12 protein-coding genes are annotated in these 18,577 nt (G+C 69.6%); 1 reads left to right on the plus strand and 11 read right to left on the minus strand.

Features of this window, described 5'->3' with window-relative positions:
• Nucleotides 1–161: 161 nt before the first annotated feature.
• Together AOM03_RS10420 and AOM03_RS10425 are read right to left on the minus strand one after the other, a co-directional pair.
• Nucleotides 162–1,637, minus strand: a complete 1,476-nt coding sequence (locus AOM03_RS10420) for a catalase (protein ID WP_062381101.1) — start codon at nucleotides 1,635–1,637, stop codon at nucleotides 162–164.
• An 11-nt stretch (nucleotides 1,638–1,648) separates the two neighbouring features.
• A complete protein-coding gene (locus AOM03_RS10425) occupies nucleotides 1,649–2,104 on the minus strand; it encodes a Fur family transcriptional regulator (protein WP_062381104.1) in 456 nt (151 codons plus the stop codon).
• 261 nt (nucleotides 2,105–2,365) lie between these two features.
• Here AOM03_RS10425 and AOM03_RS10430 point away from each other — a divergent pair, with 261 nt between their 5' ends.
• Entirely contained in the window at nucleotides 2,366–4,864 is a 2,499-nt protein-coding gene (locus AOM03_RS10430) for an FAD-dependent oxidoreductase (RefSeq protein WP_062381106.1), read from the plus strand.
• A 161-nt stretch (nucleotides 4,865–5,025) separates the two neighbouring features.
• Here AOM03_RS10430 and AOM03_RS10435 read toward each other — a convergent pair whose 3' ends face one another.
• The 9 genes from AOM03_RS10435 to dnaA all read right to left on the minus strand — a co-directional run bounded on the left by AOM03_RS10435 (nucleotide 5,026) and on the right by dnaA (nucleotide 18,359).
• Nucleotides 5,026–6,372: an MFS transporter gene (locus AOM03_RS10435; RefSeq protein ID WP_156157712.1), complete on the minus strand. Its 1,347-nt coding sequence runs from the start codon at nucleotides 6,370–6,372 to the stop codon at nucleotides 5,026–5,028.
• An 86-nt stretch (nucleotides 6,373–6,458) separates the two neighbouring features.
• A complete protein-coding gene (locus tag AOM03_RS10440) occupies nucleotides 6,459–7,370 on the minus strand; it encodes an Abi family protein (protein WP_062381108.1) in 912 nt (303 codons plus the stop codon).
• Between the two features lie 272 nt (nucleotides 7,371–7,642).
• Nucleotides 7,643–10,399 (minus strand): DNA gyrase subunit A, encoded by a 2,757-nt coding sequence (gene gyrA, locus AOM03_RS10445; protein WP_062381110.1) that lies wholly within the window; start codon nucleotides 10,397–10,399, stop codon nucleotides 7,643–7,645.
• A complete protein-coding gene (gene gyrB, locus AOM03_RS10450) occupies nucleotides 10,389–12,392 on the minus strand; it encodes a DNA topoisomerase (ATP-hydrolyzing) subunit B (protein WP_062381113.1) in 2,004 nt (667 codons plus the stop codon). The genes gyrA and gyrB overlap by 11 nt, the downstream gene beginning before the upstream one ends.
• Nucleotides 12,393–12,571: 179 nt before the next feature.
• A complete protein-coding gene (locus AOM03_RS10455; RefSeq protein ID WP_062381115.1) occupies nucleotides 12,572–13,216 on the minus strand; it encodes a DUF4352 domain-containing protein in 645 nt (214 codons plus the stop codon).
• A gap of 269 nt (nucleotides 13,217–13,485) precedes the next feature.
• Complete coding sequence (locus tag AOM03_RS10460) at nucleotides 13,486–14,049, minus strand: DciA family protein (protein ID WP_082092339.1); 564 nt, start codon at nucleotides 14,047–14,049, stop codon at nucleotides 13,486–13,488.
• A complete protein-coding gene (gene recF, locus AOM03_RS10465; protein WP_062381119.1) occupies nucleotides 14,042–15,181 on the minus strand; it encodes a DNA replication/repair protein RecF in 1,140 nt (379 codons plus the stop codon). Before recF ends, AOM03_RS10460 begins: the two co-directional genes overlap by 8 nt.
• Nucleotides 15,181–16,308, minus strand: a complete 1,128-nt coding sequence (dnaN, locus tag AOM03_RS10470; RefSeq protein WP_062381121.1) for a DNA polymerase III subunit beta — start codon at nucleotides 16,306–16,308, stop codon at nucleotides 15,181–15,183. The genes recF and dnaN overlap by 1 nt, the downstream gene beginning before the upstream one ends.
• A gap of 659 nt (nucleotides 16,309–16,967) precedes the next feature.
• Nucleotides 16,968–18,359, minus strand: coding sequence for a chromosomal replication initiator protein DnaA (gene dnaA / locus AOM03_RS10475; protein WP_062381167.1), 1,392 nt, complete (start codon nucleotides 18,357–18,359; stop codon nucleotides 16,968–16,970).
• Nucleotides 18,360–18,577: the final 218 nt, after the last annotated feature.

Genomic DNA, 18,577 nt, shown 5'->3' on the forward strand with positions numbered 1-18,577 from the left:
GGCCGGGGCCGGGGCCGGGGCCGGGCGTCGACGGGGGCCCGGGCGGGGGAAGGGAGGCCCCGCCCCCCGGAACGCGCCGAGGCCCGGCCACCCCTGTGTGGTGACCGGGCCTCGGACTGGCCGGCCTCGGGCGAGGACCGGACGGAGAGTCGGACGGAGGGTCAGACGGTGACGGGCTCCGGCGCCAGGTTGGCGCGCAGCGCGGCGCCCAGGTCCGCGTCCACGCTGGTCCAGTACTGGATCGCGCGCTCACGGATCTCGTCGGACTTCACGCCGCCCACGTGACCGGTGATGGTCTCGAGGAAGGCGGCCTTCTGCTCGGCGGTGAACACCTCGCGGTAGAGCGTGCCGGCCTGGCCGAAGTCTTCGTCCTCGGGGTGGAGGGTGGCGGCCGCACGGACCATCACCGCATCGTTCTCCCACGTGCCCGCCTCGCCGGCGCGGGCCGGGTCGGCGTGCGCGCCGCCGCGCGTGTTGGGCGCGTAGACGGGGGCGTCGGGCGACGCGAAGGAGTAGCGCATCGAGCCGTCCTTCGAGTACGAGTGGCCGTTCGCGTCCGCCGCCTTGGGGGCGTTGACCGGGAGGTCGGCGTGGTTGGTGCCCACGCGGTAGCGGTGCGCGTCCGCGTAGGAGAAGATGCGCGCCATCAGCATCTTGTCGGGCGAGGCGCCGATGCCGGGGACGAAGTTCGAGGGCGCGAAGGTGGCCTGCTCGATCTGCGCGAAGTAGTTCTCCGGGTTGCGGTTGAGCTCCATGACGCCCACGGGGATGAGCGGGTAGTCGGCGTGCGGCCACACCTTGGTGAGGTCGAACGGGTTGAAGCGGTAGGTCTTCGCGTCCTCGTAGGGCATGACCTGCACGGAGAGGTCCCAGCGCGGGAAGTCGCCGGCCTCGATGTGCTCGTAGAGGTCGCGGATGTGGACGTCGCCGTCCGAGCCCGCGAGCTCCGCCGCCTTCTCGTTGCTCATGCCGTGCACGCCCTGCTGGGAGATGAAGTGGTACTTCACCCAGAAGCGCTCGCCCTCGGCGTTGACCCACTGGTAGGTGTGCGAGCCGTAGCCGTTCATCTCGCGCCACGAGCGGGGCAGGCCGCGCTCGCCCATGAGCCACGTCACCTGGTGCGCCGACTCGGGCTGCAGCGACCAGAAGTCCCACTGCATGTCGTTGTCGCGCAGGTGCGAGCCGGGCAGTCGCTTCTGCGAGCGGATGAAGTCCGGGAACTTGATGCCGTCGCGGATGAAGAAGATGGGGGTGTTGTTGCCCACCAGGTCGTAGTTGCCCTCGGTGGTGTAGAACTTCAGCGCGAAGCCGCGGGGGTCGCGCCAGGTGTCGGGGGAGCCCGACTCGCCGGCGACCGAGGAGAAGCGCGCGAGCATCTCCGTCTGCACGCCGTCCTGGAACAGGGCCGCGCGCGTGTACTTCGCGATCTCCGGGTTGGTGGTGGTGAACGTGCCGAAGGCGCCGCCGCCCTTGGCGTGCACCACGCGCTCCGGGACGCGCTCACGGTTGAACTGGGCGAGCTTCTCGACCAGGTAGTGGTCGGTCAGCGCGGTGACGCCGTCGTTGCCGACGGTCAGCGAGTGCTGGTCCGAGGGCACCGGCGCCCCGGCGTTGGTGGTGGTGAACTTCTCCGACATGGGAGGGCTCCTTAGGTGTGGGTGGGAACTGTGGGGGACTTCTCGTGGGAGGACTGCCGACAGTCGCGGCACTCCCCCCAGAAGGTGATCTCCGCCGCCGCGACGGCGAAGCCGTGCGCGTCGTCGGGGGTGAGGCACGGCGCGGCGCCCACCAGGCAGTCGACGTCCGCGATCGCGCCGCAGGAGGTGCACACGAGGTGGTGGTGGTTGTCGCCCACCCGCAACTCGTAGTGCGAACGGTGGTCGCCGGGCTCGATGCGGCGGGCGAGGCCGTGCGCCTCGAGGTCGTGCAGCACGTTGTACACGGCCTGCAGCGACGTGGTGGGAAGGGTCTTGGACACCTCGCCGTAGACCGCGTCGGCGGGGGCGTGCGGGAGGCCGCGCAGCGCCGCGATGACCGCCACGCGCGTCTCGGTGACACGCATGCTGGCCTCGCGGAGCACGACGCGAGCGTCGTCGGGGGACATAGGTCCCAGGGTAGCGCCTTCTTTTGAGCAGTTCAAATGGAGGGACCTTTCGGACCAAGGGGACGATGCGGTGGTCGACGGCCGCCGATGCGGCGACCGGCGGGCGGTCGACGCGCCGCTCACCGGGTGCTCACCGGGCGCCCGACGCGCGCCGCCGGGCGCCCGGTGGAAGGGTGAGGAGAGGGGACCAAGGGCCCCCTCAGGCGGATACCCCCGGGGGTTATCGTCGTGACCAGACCCAGATACCCATGGAGGCATGCAATGAAGCTGGTCGTCGTCGGCGGTGTCGCCGCCGGAGCATCCACCGCCGCCCGTGCGCGGCGCCTTGACGAGTCCGCGGAGATCGTCGTCTTCGAGCGCGGCCACCACGTCTCGTTCGCGAACTGCGGCCTGCCGTACCACGTGGGCGAGGTCATCACCGAGCGCGACCGCCTGCTCCTCCAGACCCCCGAGAGCCTGCGCGAGTCGCTCAACCTCGACGTCCGCATCGCCACCGAGGTGGTGAGCATCGACCGCGAGGCCAAGACCGTGACGGCCCGCAACGTCGACACCGGCGAGACCACCACCGAGTCCTACGACAAGCTGGCGCTGTGCATGGGAGCGGAGGCCGTGCGCCCGCCGCTGCCCGGCATCGACCACCCTGCGGTCGAGGTCCTGCGCCGCATCGGCGACATGGACCGCATCAAGACGCGGGTCGACGATGCGCTGGCGGCCCAGAAGGCCGGCAGGCGCGGCGTGGTCACGGCGGTGGTCGTGGGCGCCGGGTACATCGGCCTCGAGATGGCGGAGAACCTCCACCACCGCGGCGTGCGCGTCGACGTGGTCGAGCTCTCCCCGCAGATCCTGCCCCCGGTCGACGCCGACATCGCCGCCCCGGTCGAGCAGCATCTGCGCGCCCGCGGCATCGGCCTGCACCTGTCCACCAAGGCCTCGGCGTTCCGCCCGCTGGCCGATGCGGACGGCGCCGAGCGCGTGTCCGTCGAGCTCGACGAGGGCACCGTCATCAAGGCGGACCTGGTCATCCTGGCCGCCGGCGTGAAGCCCGCCGTGGGCCTCGCCGTCGAGGCGGGCCTCGAGCTGGGCGAGCGCGGCGGCATCAAGGTCGACACCGGCATGCGCACCTCCGACCCGGACATCTGGGCCGCGGGCGACGCCGTCGAGACCCCCCACCCGGTCCTCCCCGGCACCTACCTCGCCCCGCTCGCCGGCCCCGCGAACCGCCAGGCGCGCGTCGCGGCGGAGAACATCTGCGGCCGCGAGACCCACTACCGCTCGACCCAGGGCACGAGCATCGTGAAGGTGTTCGACATGGTCGCCGGCGGCACCGGCGCCACCAAGCGCCAGCTCGACGCCGCGGGCGTCGACTACCGCATCGTCCACGTCCACCCCTCCGGCCACGCGGGCTACTACCCGGGCACCGCGATGATGCACATCAAGGTGCTGTTCTCCCCGGCCGACGGCGCCATCCTGGGCGCCCAGGCGTGCGGCTTCGACGGCGTGGACAAGCGCCTCGACCTGTTCGCGATGGCCATCCGCGCCGGCATGACGGTCTACGACCTCGAGGAGCAGGAGCTCGCGTACGCCCCGCCGTTCGGCTCGGCCAAGGACCCCGTCAACATGGCGGGCTTCGTGGCCTCGAACGTGCTCCGCGGGGACCTGGTGCTCTGGTACTCGGAGGACTTCCCCGCGGCCACCGAGAGCACCCGGATCATCGACGTGCGCACCGCCGAGGAGTTCGGCATCTGGCACATCCCCGGCGCGGAGAACGTGCCGCTGGCCACTATCCGCGAGGAGCTGAAGGACTGGGATCGCGACCAGCCCATCCGCCTGTACTGCGCCGTGGGATTCCGCTCGTACCTCGCGCAGCGCGCGCTCGTGCAGAACGGCTTCACCGACGTCGCGACCCTGTCCGGCGGCTCCACCACGTTCAAGCACGTGCACGAGAAGCCCGAGGACATCTACGAGGCGCTGCCGCCCATGGAGAACTACGCGGAGGTCAAGTCCCTCGCGGACGTCCCCGCCGCGCCCACCGGCAACCTCGTCCAGCTCGACTGCACCGGACTGGCGTGCCCCGGCCCCATCATGAAGCTCGCCGATGCGGTGAAGGCCGCCTCCCCCGGCGACGAGGTCGCGGTCACCGTGTCCGACCCGGGCTTCGCCCTCGACGGCCCCGCGTGGGCCTCGAAGAACGGCCACACGCTCGTCTCGCTCGAGCCGAAGGGTCCGGGGTTCATCGGCACCTTCCGCAAGGGGGGCGTGGCGCCGGTGGCGACCGCCGCATCGTCCACCAAGAACAAGACCTCGATGGTCGTGTTCTCCGGCGACCTGGACAAGGTGCTCGCGGCGTTCATCATCGCCAACGGCGCGGTCGCGATGGGCGACGAGGTGTCGATGTTCTTCACCTTCTGGGGCCTCAACGCGCTGCGCAAGACGGACCCGCCCAAGCGGGACAAGTCGATGATGGACTCGATGTTCGGCGCGATGATGCCCAAGGGGGCCGAGAAGCTCACCCTGTCGCAGATGCACATGGCCGGCGCGGGGACCGCGATGATCAAGAACGTCATGAAGAGCAACGACGTGCCGTCGCTGCCCGAGCTCATCAAGTCGGCGCAGGACGGCGGCGCGCGCCTGCTGGGCTGCACCATGACGATGGACCTGCTGGGCATGGCACAGTCGGACCTGCTCGACGGCGTCGAGCTCGCCGGCGTGGCGACCTTCCTGGGCGAGGCTAACGAGTCGGGCACCACGCTGTTCATCTGACCCGACAGGGCCGGCCTCGCCCGGCCCACGTCACCCCTCCACACAAAAGGTCACCCCTCCACACAAGGTCGGCGTGTCGCGCGGCGTGTCGCGCGATTCTCCGCCCTGACGGCGCCGATCGCGGTGCCGGTGTGTGGAGGGGTGACCTGTCGGTGGGGGGACTACCCCTTGTCGGCCGGGGTCTTGACCAGCAGGAGCATCGCGAGGCCCAGGGCGACCACGGAGATGACGCCCACGGTGCCCCAGATGATCGCGCCGAAGATGCCCAGCGACACCGACCACGCGAGCGGCGCGAGGAAGGACACGGCGCGGCCGGTCGTGGCGTAGAGGCCGAAGATCTCCGCCTCCTTGCCGTGCGGCGCGACGCGGGCGAGCAGCGAGCGGGACGCGGCCTGCGCCGGGCCCACGCAACCGGACAGCACCAGGCCGAAGATCCAGAACACCGTGGTGCCGCCGTCCTGGAAGACCATCACGCCAATGCCCGAGGCGATGATGAGCGCCAGCGACGCGACGATCACGGCGCGGGGGCCGAAGCGGTCGTCCAGCCGGCCCGCCGCGATGGTCGCGAGGCCCGCGATGAGGTTGGCGGCGATGCCGAAGAACATCAGCTCCGTGGTGGAGAAGCCGAAGGCGCGCGCCGCGAGGATCGCGCCGAACGTGAACACGCCGGCCAGGCCGTCGCGGTAGACGGCGGAGGCGAGCAGGAACCACAGGGTCGAGCGGGCGTCGCGCCACAGCCCGCCCAGGTCTTTCGCGAGCTGGACGTAGCCGGCGAGCAGGCCGACCTTGGGGCGCTCCGACGAGTCGCCCTCGGGCACGTACACGAGCAGCGGCCACGCGAAGGCGACGGTCCACACGGCGCAGCCGAGCGCGATCATCCGGTAGGCCATGCCGTTCGAGGTGTCCATGCCGAACCAGTCGAACTGGGTGAGCACCACGACGATGACCATCGCGACGATGCCGCCCACGTAGCCCAGGCCCCAGCCCAGGCCGGAGACGCGGCCCATGGTCTTCTTGGTGGAGACCTGCACGATCATCGCGTTGTAGTTCACGCCCGCGATCTCGCCGACGATCGAGCCGAGCGCGATGCAGCCCACGCCCAGCCAGAAGAAGTCAGGCGCCGCCTCGACGAAGAACAGGCCCAGCTGGCAGGCCACCAGGACGAGCGTCATCCAGCCGATCCAGCGCTTGCGGGTGCCCCCCGCATCGGCCCGCTGGCCCAGGACGGGGGCGAACAGGGCGACCAGGATGCCCGCGGCCGTGAGGCCCCAGCCGTAGTGCTGGGAGAGCTCGGCGATCGCGGCGTCGTACAGCTCGTTGCCCTCGCCGAGCGCGGCGATCGCCGGGTCGAGGAACGCGTCCGAGGTGAGGTAGAGCGACGCGAACACGAACGTGATGATCACCGTGTTGAAGGGCTGCGTCGCCCAGTCCCACAGCGCCCAGGCGGTGACGTTCCTGCGCGGGATGATGCGCTCGACCTGCGCGGTCGAGGAGGAGGGTGCGGTCATGCGCACAGTCTGTCGCCATCGGGTGAACGGAAGGTGACGAAACGGTGGCCGATTGCTTGACGCGTCGCTAGGTGTGGCGCATCACACTACGTGTAGCGGTTCCACAGTCCGTGATGGCGCCAGCCAACCGGGAAGCCCATTTCCGAGGGGTGGATCTCCGCGTGCCTTGTGACAAGGTCGTCCACGCGCGTCCTCCACGTGGACTCCGGAGCGATCACCATCATGAGATGTGCGAGCGCGCACATCACGGGGAAGATGCGCGCTTCGGGAGTTGGGATCGGGTGGTGCCAGGATGCGGACATGGGGCGCTTGGAACTTCGCCGCGGTATCACCGGGCTGTGCCCAAGGTGTTTGTTCCACAGCCGCCCGTGGTGCGCACAGATGTTTCGCACGAGGGTGAGCGCCCGAAGCCACGAGTCCAGCACGTGCGGGGCGACCTGATAGCGGTCCGCGACCGTCACGCGCACGTCGGACGACGCGCCTGTGAACAGTTCGCGAAGCGTGCCGAAACTCGAGAGCTCGGCCATCAACCAGATCGGAGGATGCGCGTGCTCGGCGTACTTCTTCTTGAAGTGCATGGCGTGGTCCTCGCGCGACTTCTGCAGTTCCGTGCGCGCACGGTCGAGCAGACGACCATGCTGGTGTGCGGAGAGCCCCGGCAGGTGTGCAGGGTCGAGGTAGCCAAAGGGACCGGAACCGATCGCCAGTTCCGTCACGAGCTGGGTGCGCACGTCGACCTCCACCCGCTCCAAAGCATCCAACACCAACAGGCGCAGCGCGCGATCGAATGTGTAGCGCAGCCAGACGTGTTCTAGTCGAGTACCAGTGCGAAACCGATCTGATCCGGCCGTGCGGAATGCGAACGCATAGCCGGACAGGCGAAAGTAGCTCACGGTTTCCAGGCGGCGGATCAGGGCGGCGCGATCGGCGATGAGTCCGCGCCCCATGAGTTGGGCTGCCTGCTCCGGAAAGGCCAGCGCAGGCTTGGCGTAGCGCATGCCACCCCCGTCCCGGCGAAAAGGAAACACCCGCCAGATGCGCTTCCGTGGAGAGGCGTGGCGGGTTTGGTACCTCAAGAATATCCGAGGCCCCGTCGACTGACCGTAGTCGCGCCGCGTCTGTGGAGAACTCACGAGGAAGCCCTGCTCCCCGGACAGTCCAGGCGCGGACACTGCGCACGGATCGGGTCCCGACACGCCGACGCCGCACCGCCCCGGCGGGGGACGATGCGGCGTGTCGGCTGGGATTCCGTGCGGAGTGTCCGCGGGGGTCAGTCCTGGTTGGGCTCGGTCGGCTCGGCAGTCTCGGCAGCGTCGGCGGTCTCCGGGGCCTCGGACACCTCAGTGCCCTCGGACACCTCGACGCCCTCGGACTCCTCGTCCTCGGCCGCCTCGTCTGCGTCGAGGTTGCGCTCGACGTTGCGGGCGATGCCGATGATCCGATCGCCCTTCGACGGCTTCGCGAAGATGACGCCCATCGAGTTTTTGCCCTTGACCGGCACCTCGGACACGGCGGACCGCACCACCTTGCCGGACTCCATCATCACGAGCACCTCGTCGGTGTCCTCGACCAGCAGCGCGCCCACGAGGTCGCCGCGCTCCTCGGTGAGGGTCGCGACCTTGACGCCCAGGCCGCCGCGGTGCTTCACGCCCCAGGCCGATGCGCTGGTCCGCTTGGCATACCCGTGACGGGTGACCACGAAGGAGTAGGGGCCGTCGCCGGCGGGGGCCTCGTCCTCGGCGGACTCGCCCGACTCGGCACCCTCGGCGCGCTCGGCACCGGACTCGACCGTCGCATCGTCCTCGGGCTCGCCGGACTCGTCGTCCTCCTCGCCCGCGACCGCCTGGCCGGCCAGGATGACGTCCATGGCGAGCAGCTCGTCGCCGCCGCGGAACTTCATGCCCTTGACGCCGGAGGTCGCGCGGCCCATGGGGCGCAGCTCGTCGTCGGTGGCGTGGAAGCGCACGGACTGGCCCAGGCGGGAGACGAGCATGAGGTCGTCGGCCTCGGACACCAGGCGCGCGGAGACGAGCTCGTCGGGACGGACCTCGCCCTCCTCGTCCTCGACGTCGCGCAGGTTGATCGCGATGAGGCCGCCGGTGCGGTTGGAGTCGTACAGCGACAGCGCGGTCTTCTTCACCAGGCCCTGACGCGTGGCGAGGACCAGGTACTCGGAGTCCTCGTACGAGCGCAGGTCGAGCACCTGGGCGATCTCCTCGCCGGGCTGGAACGCCAGGAGGTTCGCCACGTGCTGGCCCTTGGAGTCGCGGCCGCCCTCGGGCAGCTCGTAGGCCTTGGCGCGGTAGACGCGGCCCAGGTTGGTGAAGAACAGCAGCCAGTGGTGCGTCGTGGTGACGAAGAAGTGCTCCACCACGTCGTCCCCGCGCAGGGTCGCGCCGCGGATGCCCTTGCCGCCGCGCTTCTGGGCGCGGTACTGGTCGGAGCGGGTGCGCTTGACGTAGCCGCCGCGGGTGATGGTGACGACCATCTCCTCCTCGGCGATGAGGTCCTCGATGGACACGTCGCCCTCGAAGGGGCTGATGACCGTGCGGCGGTCGTCGCCGTACTTGCGGACGATCTCCCCGAGCTCCTCGGAGATGATGGTGCGCTGACGGCCCTCGTTGGCGAGGATGTCCTTGAGGTCCGCGATCTCGGTCATGAGCGCGTTGTAGTCATCCGTGATCTTCTGGCGCTCCAAGGCCGCGAGGCGGCGCAGCTGGAGGTTGAGGATCGCGGTCGCCTGGACCTCGTCGACATCGAGGAGCTGCATGAGGCCGGTGCGGGCCTCGTCGGCGCTGGGCGAGCGACGGATGAGCGCGATGACCTCGTCGAGCGCGTCGAGCGCCTTGAGGTAGCCCTCCAAGATGTGGGCCTCGCGCTCGGCCTCGCGCAGGCGGTACGCGGTGCGGCGCTGGATGACCTCGAGCTGATGGGCCGTCCAGTGGCGGATGAAGCCGTCGAGCGACAGGGTGCGCGGCACGCCGTCGACGATCGCGAGCATGTTCGCGCCGAACGACTCCTGCAGCTGGGTGTGCTTGTAGAGGTTGTTGAGCACCACCTTGGCGACCGCGTCGCGCTTGAGCACGATCTCGAGTCGCTGGCCGGTGCGGCCCGAGGTCTGGTCGCGGATGTCCGCGATGCCGGCGATCTTGCCGTCCTTGACCAGCTCCGCGATCTTGATCGCGAGGTTGTCGGGGTTGACCTGGTACGGCAGCTCGGTGATCACCAGGCACATGCGGCCCTGGATCTCCTCCATGTTCACCACGGCGCGCATGGTGATGATGCCGCGGCCCGTGCGGTAGGCCTCCTCGATGCCCTTACGGCCCAGGATGGTCGCGCCGGTGGGGAAGTCGGGGCCCTTGATGCGCTGGATGAGCGCCTCGAGCAGCTCCTCGCGGGATGCGTCGGGGTGGTCCAGGTGCCACTGAACGCCCTCGGCCACCTCGCGCAGGTTGTGCGGCGGGATGTTGGTGGCCATGCCGACCGCGATGCCCGCGGAGCCGTTGACCAGCAGGTTGGGGAAGCGCGCAGGCAGGATGGTGGGCTCCTGCTCGCGGCCGTCGTAGTTGTCCTCGAACTCGACGGTGTACTTGTCGATGTCGCGGACCATCTCCATGGCCAGCGGCGCCATCTTGCACTCGGTGTATCGCGAGGCCGCGGCGCCGTCGTTGCCGGCGGAGCCGAAGTTGCCCTGGCCCGTGATGAGCGGGTAGCGCAGCGACCACGGCTGCACCATGCGCACGATCGTGTCGTAGATGGCGCTGTCACCGTGCGGGTGGTACTTGCCCATGACGTCGCCCACCACGCGAGAGCACTTCGAGAAGGCCCGGTCGGGGCGGTAGCCGCCGTCGAACATCGCGTAGAGCACGCGCCGATGCACGGGCTTGAGTCCGTCGCGGACCTCGGGCAGGGCGCGGCCCACGATGACGGACATGGCGTAGTCCAGGTAGGACCGCTGCATCTCCGTGTTGAGGTCGACTGCCTCGATCCGGCCGTGGCCGAACACCTCGGGGGTCTCAGATGTCAAGGAACCTCACGTCCTTCGCGTTGCGCTGGATGAAGCTGCGGCGGGACTCGACGTCCTCGCCCATGAGGATCGAGAAGATCTCGTCCGCCTGGGCGGCGTCGTCCATGGTCACCTGCAGCAGGGTGCGGGTCTCGGGGTCCATCGTGGTGACGCGGAGCTCCTCGTGGTCCATCTCGCCCAGACCCTTGTAGCGCTGGATCCCGTTCTCCTTGGGAATGCGCTTGCCGTTGGCCAGGCCGTCCGCGAGCACGGCGTCGCGCTCCCGGTCGGAGTACACGTAGTCGTGGGGGGAGTTGGTCCACTTGAGCTTGAACAGCGGCGGCTGCGCCAGGTACACGTAGCCGGCCTCGATGAGCGGGCGCATGTAGCGGAACAGCAGCGTGAGCAGCAGGGTGCGGATGTGCTGGCCGTCGACGTCGGCATCGGCCATCAGCACGATCTTGTGATAGCGCGCCTTGGAGATGTCGAAGTCCTCGCCCATGCCCGCGCCGAACGCGGTGATGAGGCCCTGGACCTCCTGGTTGGACAGGGCGCGGTCGAGGCGCACGCGCTCGACGTTGAGGATCTTGCCGCGGATGGGCATGATCGCCTGGTTGTACGGCTCGCGGCCGGCCTTGGCGGAGCCGCCGGCGGAGTCGCCCTCGACGATGAAGATCTCGCACTCGGAGGGGTTGCGGCTCTGGCAGTCGGACAGCTTGCCGGGCATGCCGCCGGACTCGAGCAGGCCCTTGCGGCGGGTCGCCTCGCGCGCCTTGCGCGCGGCGACGCGGGCGGCCGAGGCCTGGATGGCCTTGCGGATGATGTCCTTCGCCTCGTTGGGGTGCGAGTCGAACCAGTCCGTGAGCTGCTCCGTGACAACGCGCTGGACAAAGGTCTTCGCCTCGGTGTTGCCCAGCTTGGTCTTGGTCTGGCCCTCGAACTGGGGCTCGCCCAGCTTGACGGAGATGACCGCGGTGAGGCCCTCGCGGACGTCGTCGCCCGTGAGGTTGTCGTCCTTGTCCTTGAGGATGGACTTGTCGCGCGCGTAGCGGTTCACCAGCGAGGTGAGCGCCGCGCGGAAGCCCTCCTCGTGCGTGCCGCCCTCGGTGGTGGCGATGGTGTTGGCGTAGGTGAAGACCGCCTCGGAGTAGGCGGACGTCCACTGCATCGCCATCTCGAGGGACACGCTCTTCTCGGTGTCCTCGGCCTCGAGCGAGACCACCTCGGGGTGGACCAGCTCGGCCTTCTTGGTGGCGTTGAGGTGGGCGACGTAGTCGACCAGGCCGCCGTCGTACTTGTACGTCACGGTCCGGGACGTGGGGGCCTCGTCGGCCTCCGCATCGTCCTCCACCGTGATGTGCTCGGGGCGCTCGTCGACCAGGGTGATCGACAGGCCCTTGTTGAGGAACGCCATCTGCTGGAAGCGGGCGCGCAGCGTCTCGTAGTCGTACTCGGTGGTCTCGAAGATCGCCGGGTCCGCCCAGAAGGTCTGGCGCGTGCCGGTCTCGGAGGTCTCCTCGCCCTTCACCAGCGTGCCCTGCGGCTTGCCGCCGTCCGCGAAGGACTGGCGCCAGGTGTGACCCTGGCGACGCACCTCGGTCTCGACGCGCCGCGACAGCGCGTTGACCACCGAGATGCCCACGCCGTGGAGGCCGCCGGAGACCGCGTAGCCGCCGCCGCCGAACTTTCCGCCCGCGTGCAGGATGGTCATGACCACCTCGACGGTGGGCTTGCCCTCGGTGGGGTGCATGTCCACGGGGATGCCGCGGCCGTTGTCCTGCACGGACACGCCGCCGTCGGCCATGAGCGTCACCGTGATGGTGTCGCAGTAGCCCGCCAGGGCCTCGTCGACCGAGTTGTCGACCACCTCGTACACCAGGTGGTGGAGGCCGCGCTCGCCCGTCGACCCGATGTACATGCCCGGGCGCTTGCGGACGGCCTCGAGGCCCTCCAGGACGGTGATGTTCTCGGCGCCGTAGGCGGGCTCGACCGCCCGCTCGTCGCTATTCGCCACAGATTCGCCTTTCAAGCCGCTGACGCGGCCTAGTCAAGGTCGCGTCTGGTCCTGAGCCATTCTAGGGGCTCAGAGCGGCCTTTTGGCGCTATTCACGGGGGTTTGCGCGAAGAGCGTCGGTCCGCACGTGCCTGGGGACGTCGGCGGGGACGATGCGGCGGTGTCGGACGATGCGGCGCTCAGGCGGCGACGTACGTCACCGGGGCGGGCTGGTCGCCCAGGCCCACCCGCCACGAGCCGCCGCCCTGCGCCTCGGTGGGGATCGCGAAGAGGACGTTGCCGGTGACGGTCTCGCCGGCGGCGATCGCCGCGGCCTCGTCGAGGTCCTCCGGGACCACCTGCCGCGCCGGGGCGTAGGTGCTGCCGTCGGGGGCCACATAGTTGAGCGTGACCGCGGCGCGCGGGGCCACCGCATCGTCCACCGCCACGTTCGCGACCGTCACGGGGACCATCACATAGCTGGCGCCGCTCGGGGCGGGCTCGTTGAACATGTTCTCGCTGGCGACGATGCGGTCGGCCGACCAGGTGGCCTCGCCGACGGTCACCGCGATCTCGCCGTCCGTGACCGACTGTCCGGGGACGAGTGCTGCGGCGTCACCGTCGGGCGTCGCGTCGTCCAGCGACGCCTCGAGCGCGGTGGCGTCCTCGTCCTGGCCGAGCCCCGGACCTCCGGAGAGGCCCGCGAGTCCGAGCGCGGCGGCGGCGCCGATGCTCCGCATCGAGACCTTGCGGCGCAGCCGGGCGCCGGGCAGCTCGACATCGAGCTCGCGGCAGGCGTCCGCGAGCTCGCGGCCGCTCACGGCGAGCGTGCGAATCTCGGTCATCTCAATCCTCCTCGGGCGCGTCGGTGCTCCCGGTTCCCGTCAGGGTCCCTTCACAGATACGGTGCGGCGTCCACGCCCGGGGCCACTGTGTCCCGAACGCGATACTCCGTTTCGGCCCGTCGCGGGCGCCGCCGGCAATGGCGACGCCCGTGACCAGGCGAGAGCACTGTAGGCAGGCAACGGCACGGCGACAGGGGCGGTTCCCACAACCTGTCGAAATGTTTCGATGAACTGCGCGTCACGGAAACGGGGCTGCCCCGCACCCGTGGTCACCCGTAAGTGTCGCGCGGACCGCGTCCCTTCACGCGGCGCGGGCCCTTGGCCCACGACCTGGCCGTCGGGCCCAGCACCTTGAGCTCGTTGACGATCTCGCGTCCGAACTCCTCGTTGATGCGGTGGCGAATCTGCCCGGACATCATCTGCAGCTGCGTCGCCCACGCGGTCGAGGACGCCTTCACGGTGAGGATTCCGTCCTCGAAGCCCAGCGGTTCGCAGTGGTCCGCGATGCGGTCGCCGATCACCTCGCGCCAGCGCGCGGTCACCGACGACACCTCGATCTGCTCGGTCCAGCCCATCCGCGACAGGAGGGCCTCGACGGCCGCGCCCATGGGCTGCGGGTCGCGCCCCGAGCCATAGGGCGAGCTGGCGCGGCGCTTCTCGGTGCGCTCCTTGCGCCCGCGGCCGGCGCTGACGCGGCGGGCGCCGCGCTGACGCGCCGCCGCCCGTGCCCGCTCCATGGCCTCGCGGGCGAGGTTTCCCGCGTCGCGCGCCGATGCGCCGGCCGGGTCCGGGCCGCCCGGAACCTCAGCATCGTCCCTGGGAGAATCACTCATGCGAGGACTCCTCGGCGCCCACCCGACCCTTGACCACGGGAATCGCACGACCGGCCAGCTCGCCGGGCACGTCCTCCGCGACGGCCGCGGTGATGAGCACCTGGCTCGCCTTCGCGATGCGGGTGGCGAGGGCGGCGCGGCGGGTCGAGTCGAGTTCCGCGAAGACGTCGTCGAGGATGAGTACGGGCTCGCCATCCTCGTCCGAGTCGGGCCCGGCGTCCGAGGTGAGCAGGTCGTACGTGCCCAGGCGCAGCGCGAGTGCGCACGACCACGACTCGCCGTGGCTCGCATATCCCTTCGCCGGCATGTCTCCCAGTCTGACCTCGAGGTCGTCACGGTGCGGGCCGGCGAGCGTCATGCCGCGCTCGAGCTCCTTGGGACGGACCTCGCGCAGGCGGGCGAGCAGCGCCTCGGCCAGCTCGGTCGCCTCGAGCGGCGGCTGCTCCGCGAGCGTGGTCGCGTAGGCGATCCGGCAGTCGCCGCCGTCGGGGGCGACGTCGAGGTACGCGGCCCACACGTGGGGGGCGAGGTCCCGGACCGCCCGCAGGCGGGCGGCGAGGATGCGACCGCCCAGCTCGGCGAGCTTCTCGTCCCAGATGTCGAGCATGGTGAAGTCGCCGCGGGCGTTGCGGGAGGTCTTGAGCATGGAGTTGCGCTGGCGCAGCACGCGGTCGTAGTCCGCGAGATCTCCGGCGAAGGCGGGCTGGAGGGCGACGCACAGCTCGTCCATGAAGGCGCGGCGGCCGGACGGATCCCCCTTGACCAGTGCGAGATCCTCTGGGGCGAACAGCACCGTGCGCAGGATGCCGACGAGGTCGCGCGGCTTCGCGGCGCCGCGGTTGAGCCGCGCCTGGTTGGCCTTGCCAGGCAGCAGGGTCATCTCGACGACGAGCGATCGGCCCGCCTTCTCCACCTTGGCGCGGACCACGGCCTTCTCCGCACCGAAGCGGATGAGCGGCGCATCGGACGCCACCCGGTGGGAGCCCAGGACCGACAGGTACCGGATCGCCTCGATCAGGTTGGTCTTGCCCTGCCCGTTGCGGCCCACGAACGTGGTGACGCCGGGGTCCAGCTGGACGTCTGCCTCGGGGTACGAGCGGAAGTCGGCGAGCTGGAGGTGGCTGACGCGCACTACGAGGCGATGCGGATGGGCACCAGCAGGTAGCGGAAGTCGCCGGCGGGGGTGCCGCCGGGCTCCGAGAGCCCGACGAACTCGACCGGCTTGGTCTCCTGGGTGAAGCCCAGCTGCACGAACTCGGTACCCAGCGCGTTGAGGCCGTCGAGCAGGAAGGTGGGGTTGAACGCGACCGTGATGGCCTCGCCGTCCAGGCTCGCGGTGAGCGCCTCCGATGCCTGGGCGTCGTCGGTCTGGCCGGCGTCGAGCGTGACCTCGCCCTCCGCGAAGGCGAGACGCACCGAGGAGTTGCGCTCCGCGACCAGCGCGACGCGGCGCGTGGCCTCGATGAGGTCCGCGGTCCGCACGGTGGCCTTGATGGGGCTCGACTCGGGGAACAAGCGGCGCACGGCGGGGTAGTCGCCGTCCATGAGCAGCGACGTGGTGACCAGGCCGCCGGCCTCGAAACCGATGAGGTCGACGCCCTCGCCGGTGGTGAGCGCGACCGAGACCTCGCCGGCGCCGAGCGCCTTCGCGGTGTCGGACAGCGTCTTCGCACGGACCAGGGCCACGGCCGAGATGTCCGTCTTGGTGGGTGCCCAGGTGAGCTCGCGCAGCGCGAGGCGGTAGCGGTCGGTCGCGAGGAGCGAGATGTGCTCGCCCTCGATCTCGACGCGGACGCCGGTGAGGATGGGGAGCGTCTCGTCGCGCGACGCGGCGGAGGTCACCTGCGCGACCGCCTGCTGCAGCAGCGAGCCGTCGATGGTGCCGGACTGCTCGGGAAGCTCAGGCAGCGACGGGTACTGGTCCACCGGCATGGTGCCGAGCGTGAAGCGCGAGGCGCCGCAGGTCACCGACACCTTGGTGCCCTCGAGCGTGAAGTCGACGGGCTTGTGGGGGAGGGCGTTGGCGATCTCCTTGAGGAGACGGCCGCTGACGAGCACCTCGCCGGCCTCCTCGACCGACGCCTCGAACTCACCACGGGCCGAGACCTCGTAGTCGAAGCTCGCGAGGCGCACGGTGCCCTCGTCGGTCGCGGTGATGCGCACACCCGCGAGCACGGGCACCGGCGGGCGGGCCGGAACGGCGCGCGAGGTCCAGGCAACGGCGTCCGCAAGGACGTCGCGCTCGACGGTGAATCTCATCAATCGCTCCTCAGTTCTGGACAGAGACTATGCCACAGGTCCGACGCCGTCCGGCACGTGATTCGAGGGTTGGACATGGGCCGGGCGCGAAGCCCCAATGAAGGTCCTTGGGGAAATCCTTGAAGAAGAAGATGAGTCGTGGTCATAGGGGCCGTGGAAACTGTGGACATCCAGTGTCATCGCTGGAAATGACAAGAATCCTCGTGTGCGGATCCTGCGGACGGCGGCCGTGGACGACGCCTCGAGGCTGTGTAGTCCGGTTTCCGAATCACAGGATTCCTGTGATTCTCCAGAACCTGTCAACAGCGTCACCCGGTGTCATCCACGGGAGTCCACAGGCTTATCCACAATTGTGAGTCCCGCAACTTTCGTCCCGGGGTGCCTCTTCGGGAGTGTGCTGTGCGCCGCGACATGGGCCGCCGAGGCGTGCGAACGGGCCTCGAGGCGCGTCGGAGAAGGGTGCGTCGGGTCCGGTCCGTCAGGGGACGATGCGCGTCTCGCCTCACCCCGGGCGCAGCGCGCCCTGCTCCTGGACACTGCGCTCCCGGACACTGCGCACGGAATCGGGTCCGACGCGCCGGCCCGGAGGCCCTCTGACGGCCGTCTCGACGGCGTGTCGTCCGTGAATCCGTGCGGAGTGTCCGCGTGGAGTTGGCGCGTCAGGCCCGCGACTGCTTGATGCGCGCGTGGATCTCGTTGACCTGGTTGTACATCTGCCGGCGCTGCGCGATCTGGTCCTCGACCTTCTTGACCGCGTACATGACCGTCGTGTGGTCCTTGCCGCCGAAGTGCTCGCCGATCTTGGGCAGCGACAGGTCCGTCAGCTGCCGGCACAGGTACATGGCGATCTGGCGGGCCGTGACGAACACGCGCGACCGCGAGGTGCCCGTGAGCTCCTCGATCGAGATGCCGAAGTAGTCGGCGGTCTTGCCGATGATCGTCGAGGCCGTGATCTCCGAGTCGTCGTCGGAGATGAGGTCCTTGAGCACCACCTGCGCGAGCGACAGATCGACCGGCTGCCGGTTGAGCGCCGCGAAGGCCGTGACGCGGATGAGCGCGCCCTCGAGTTCGCGGATGTTCGACGTGATGTTGGACCCGATGTACTCGAGGACGTCGCCGGGGGCCTGCACCGCATCGGCCGCGGCCTTCTTGCGAAGGATCGCGATGCGCGTCTCGAGATCCGGCGGCTGGACGTCCGTCATGAGGCCCCACTCGAAGCGGGTGCGCATGCGCTCCTCGATGCCGTCGAGGTTGCGCGGGCTCACGTCGGAGGTGATGACCACGTGCTTGCCGGCGTTGTGCAGCGCGTTGAAGGTGTGGAAGAACTCCTCGAGCGTCTGCTCCTTGCCCTGCAGGAACTGGATGTCGTCGATGAGGAGGACATCGACCTCGCGGTACTGGCGCTTGAAGCTGAGCGAGCGGTCGTCTCGGATCGAGTTGATGAAGTCGTTGGTGAACTCCTCGGAGTTCACGTAGCGCACGCGGGTCTGCGGCTTGAGGTGGCGCGTGTAGTGACCGATCGCGTGCAGCAGGTGGGTCTTGCCCAGGCCCGAGCCGCCATAGATGAACAGCGGGTTGTACGTCTTGCCCGGCGACTCGGCCACCGCGAGGGCCGCCGCGTGCGCGAACCGGTTCGAGGGCCCGATGACGAACGTGTCGAAGGTGTACCGCGGATTGAGATGCGGGTCCTCGACGACGGGCGGCGGCGGAGGGGCGACGGGGCGGAGCTCCTGGGGACGATGCACGTCGTCGTCGACGTCCCCGCTCGCCTCGGGAGGTCGCACCGACGCATCGACGGTCACCGCGATGCGGACGTCGCGACCGATCACCTCGCTGAGGGCCTCGGTGACACGCCCCCGGAGAGTGGTCTCAACATAGTTCTTGGTGTAGTCCTCGGCCACGGCGAGGAACACGTTGTCCTCGACGACTGCCAGGGGCTTCACCAGTCTCAGGAAGGATCGATGCTGAGCGCTCATGCCCTCGGCATCGAGGTGGTCGAGCGCGGTGCGCCAGACGGTCTCCACTGACGGCGAGTCCGTCTCTGCAGCCACGCGTGCCACCCCCTCGCTGCTTGTCCACAGCGTTCTTCACAGTCGGTGCATTACCGGACACCGGTTCGTAACCCGGACACGCGCGTGTCGGTTCCCCGATCCCGGGCCGTGATGGTGGAGCCTATCCTGTTGGGGTGGCCCAGCCCAAGACGGGTCCACGATTTGACCTCAGTCGCGCCAGCGCGTAACGTTAGTGCGCTGATTTTGACCATTTCCTA

Source organism: Demequina pelophila, assembly GCF_000971175.1.
GTDB lineage: Bacteria > Actinomycetota > Actinomycetes > Actinomycetales > Demequinaceae > Demequina > Demequina pelophila.

What these genes read in the sequence shown, in the direction of transcription:
- AOM03_RS10420 (WP_062381101.1), bottom strand. Translation starts at nt 1,637, where the DNA reads ATGTCGGAGAAGTTCACCACCACCAACGCCGGGGCGCCGGTGCCCTCG.
- AOM03_RS10425 (WP_062381104.1), bottom strand. Translation starts at nt 2,104, where the DNA reads ATGTCCCCCGACGACGCTCGCGTCGTGCTCCGCGAGGCCAGCATGCGT.
- AOM03_RS10430 (WP_062381106.1), top strand. Translation starts at nt 2,366, where the DNA reads ATGAAGCTGGTCGTCGTCGGCGGTGTCGCCGCCGGAGCATCCACCGCC.
- AOM03_RS10435 (WP_156157712.1), bottom strand. Translation starts at nt 6,372, where the DNA reads ATGACCGCACCCTCCTCCTCGACCGCGCAGGTCGAGCGCATCATCCCG.
- AOM03_RS10440 (WP_062381108.1), bottom strand. Translation starts at nt 7,370, where the DNA reads ATGCGCTACGCCAAGCCTGCGCTGGCCTTTCCGGAGCAGGCAGCCCAA.
- AOM03_RS10455 (WP_062381115.1), bottom strand. Translation starts at nt 13,216, where the DNA reads ATGACCGAGATTCGCACGCTCGCCGTGAGCGGCCGCGAGCTCGCGGAC.
- AOM03_RS10460 (WP_082092339.1), bottom strand. Translation starts at nt 14,049, where the DNA reads ATGAGTGATTCTCCCAGGGACGATGCTGAGGTTCCGGGCGGCCCGGAC.
- dnaN (WP_062381121.1), bottom strand. Translation starts at nt 16,308, where the DNA reads ATGAGATTCACCGTCGAGCGCGACGTCCTTGCGGACGCCGTTGCCTGG.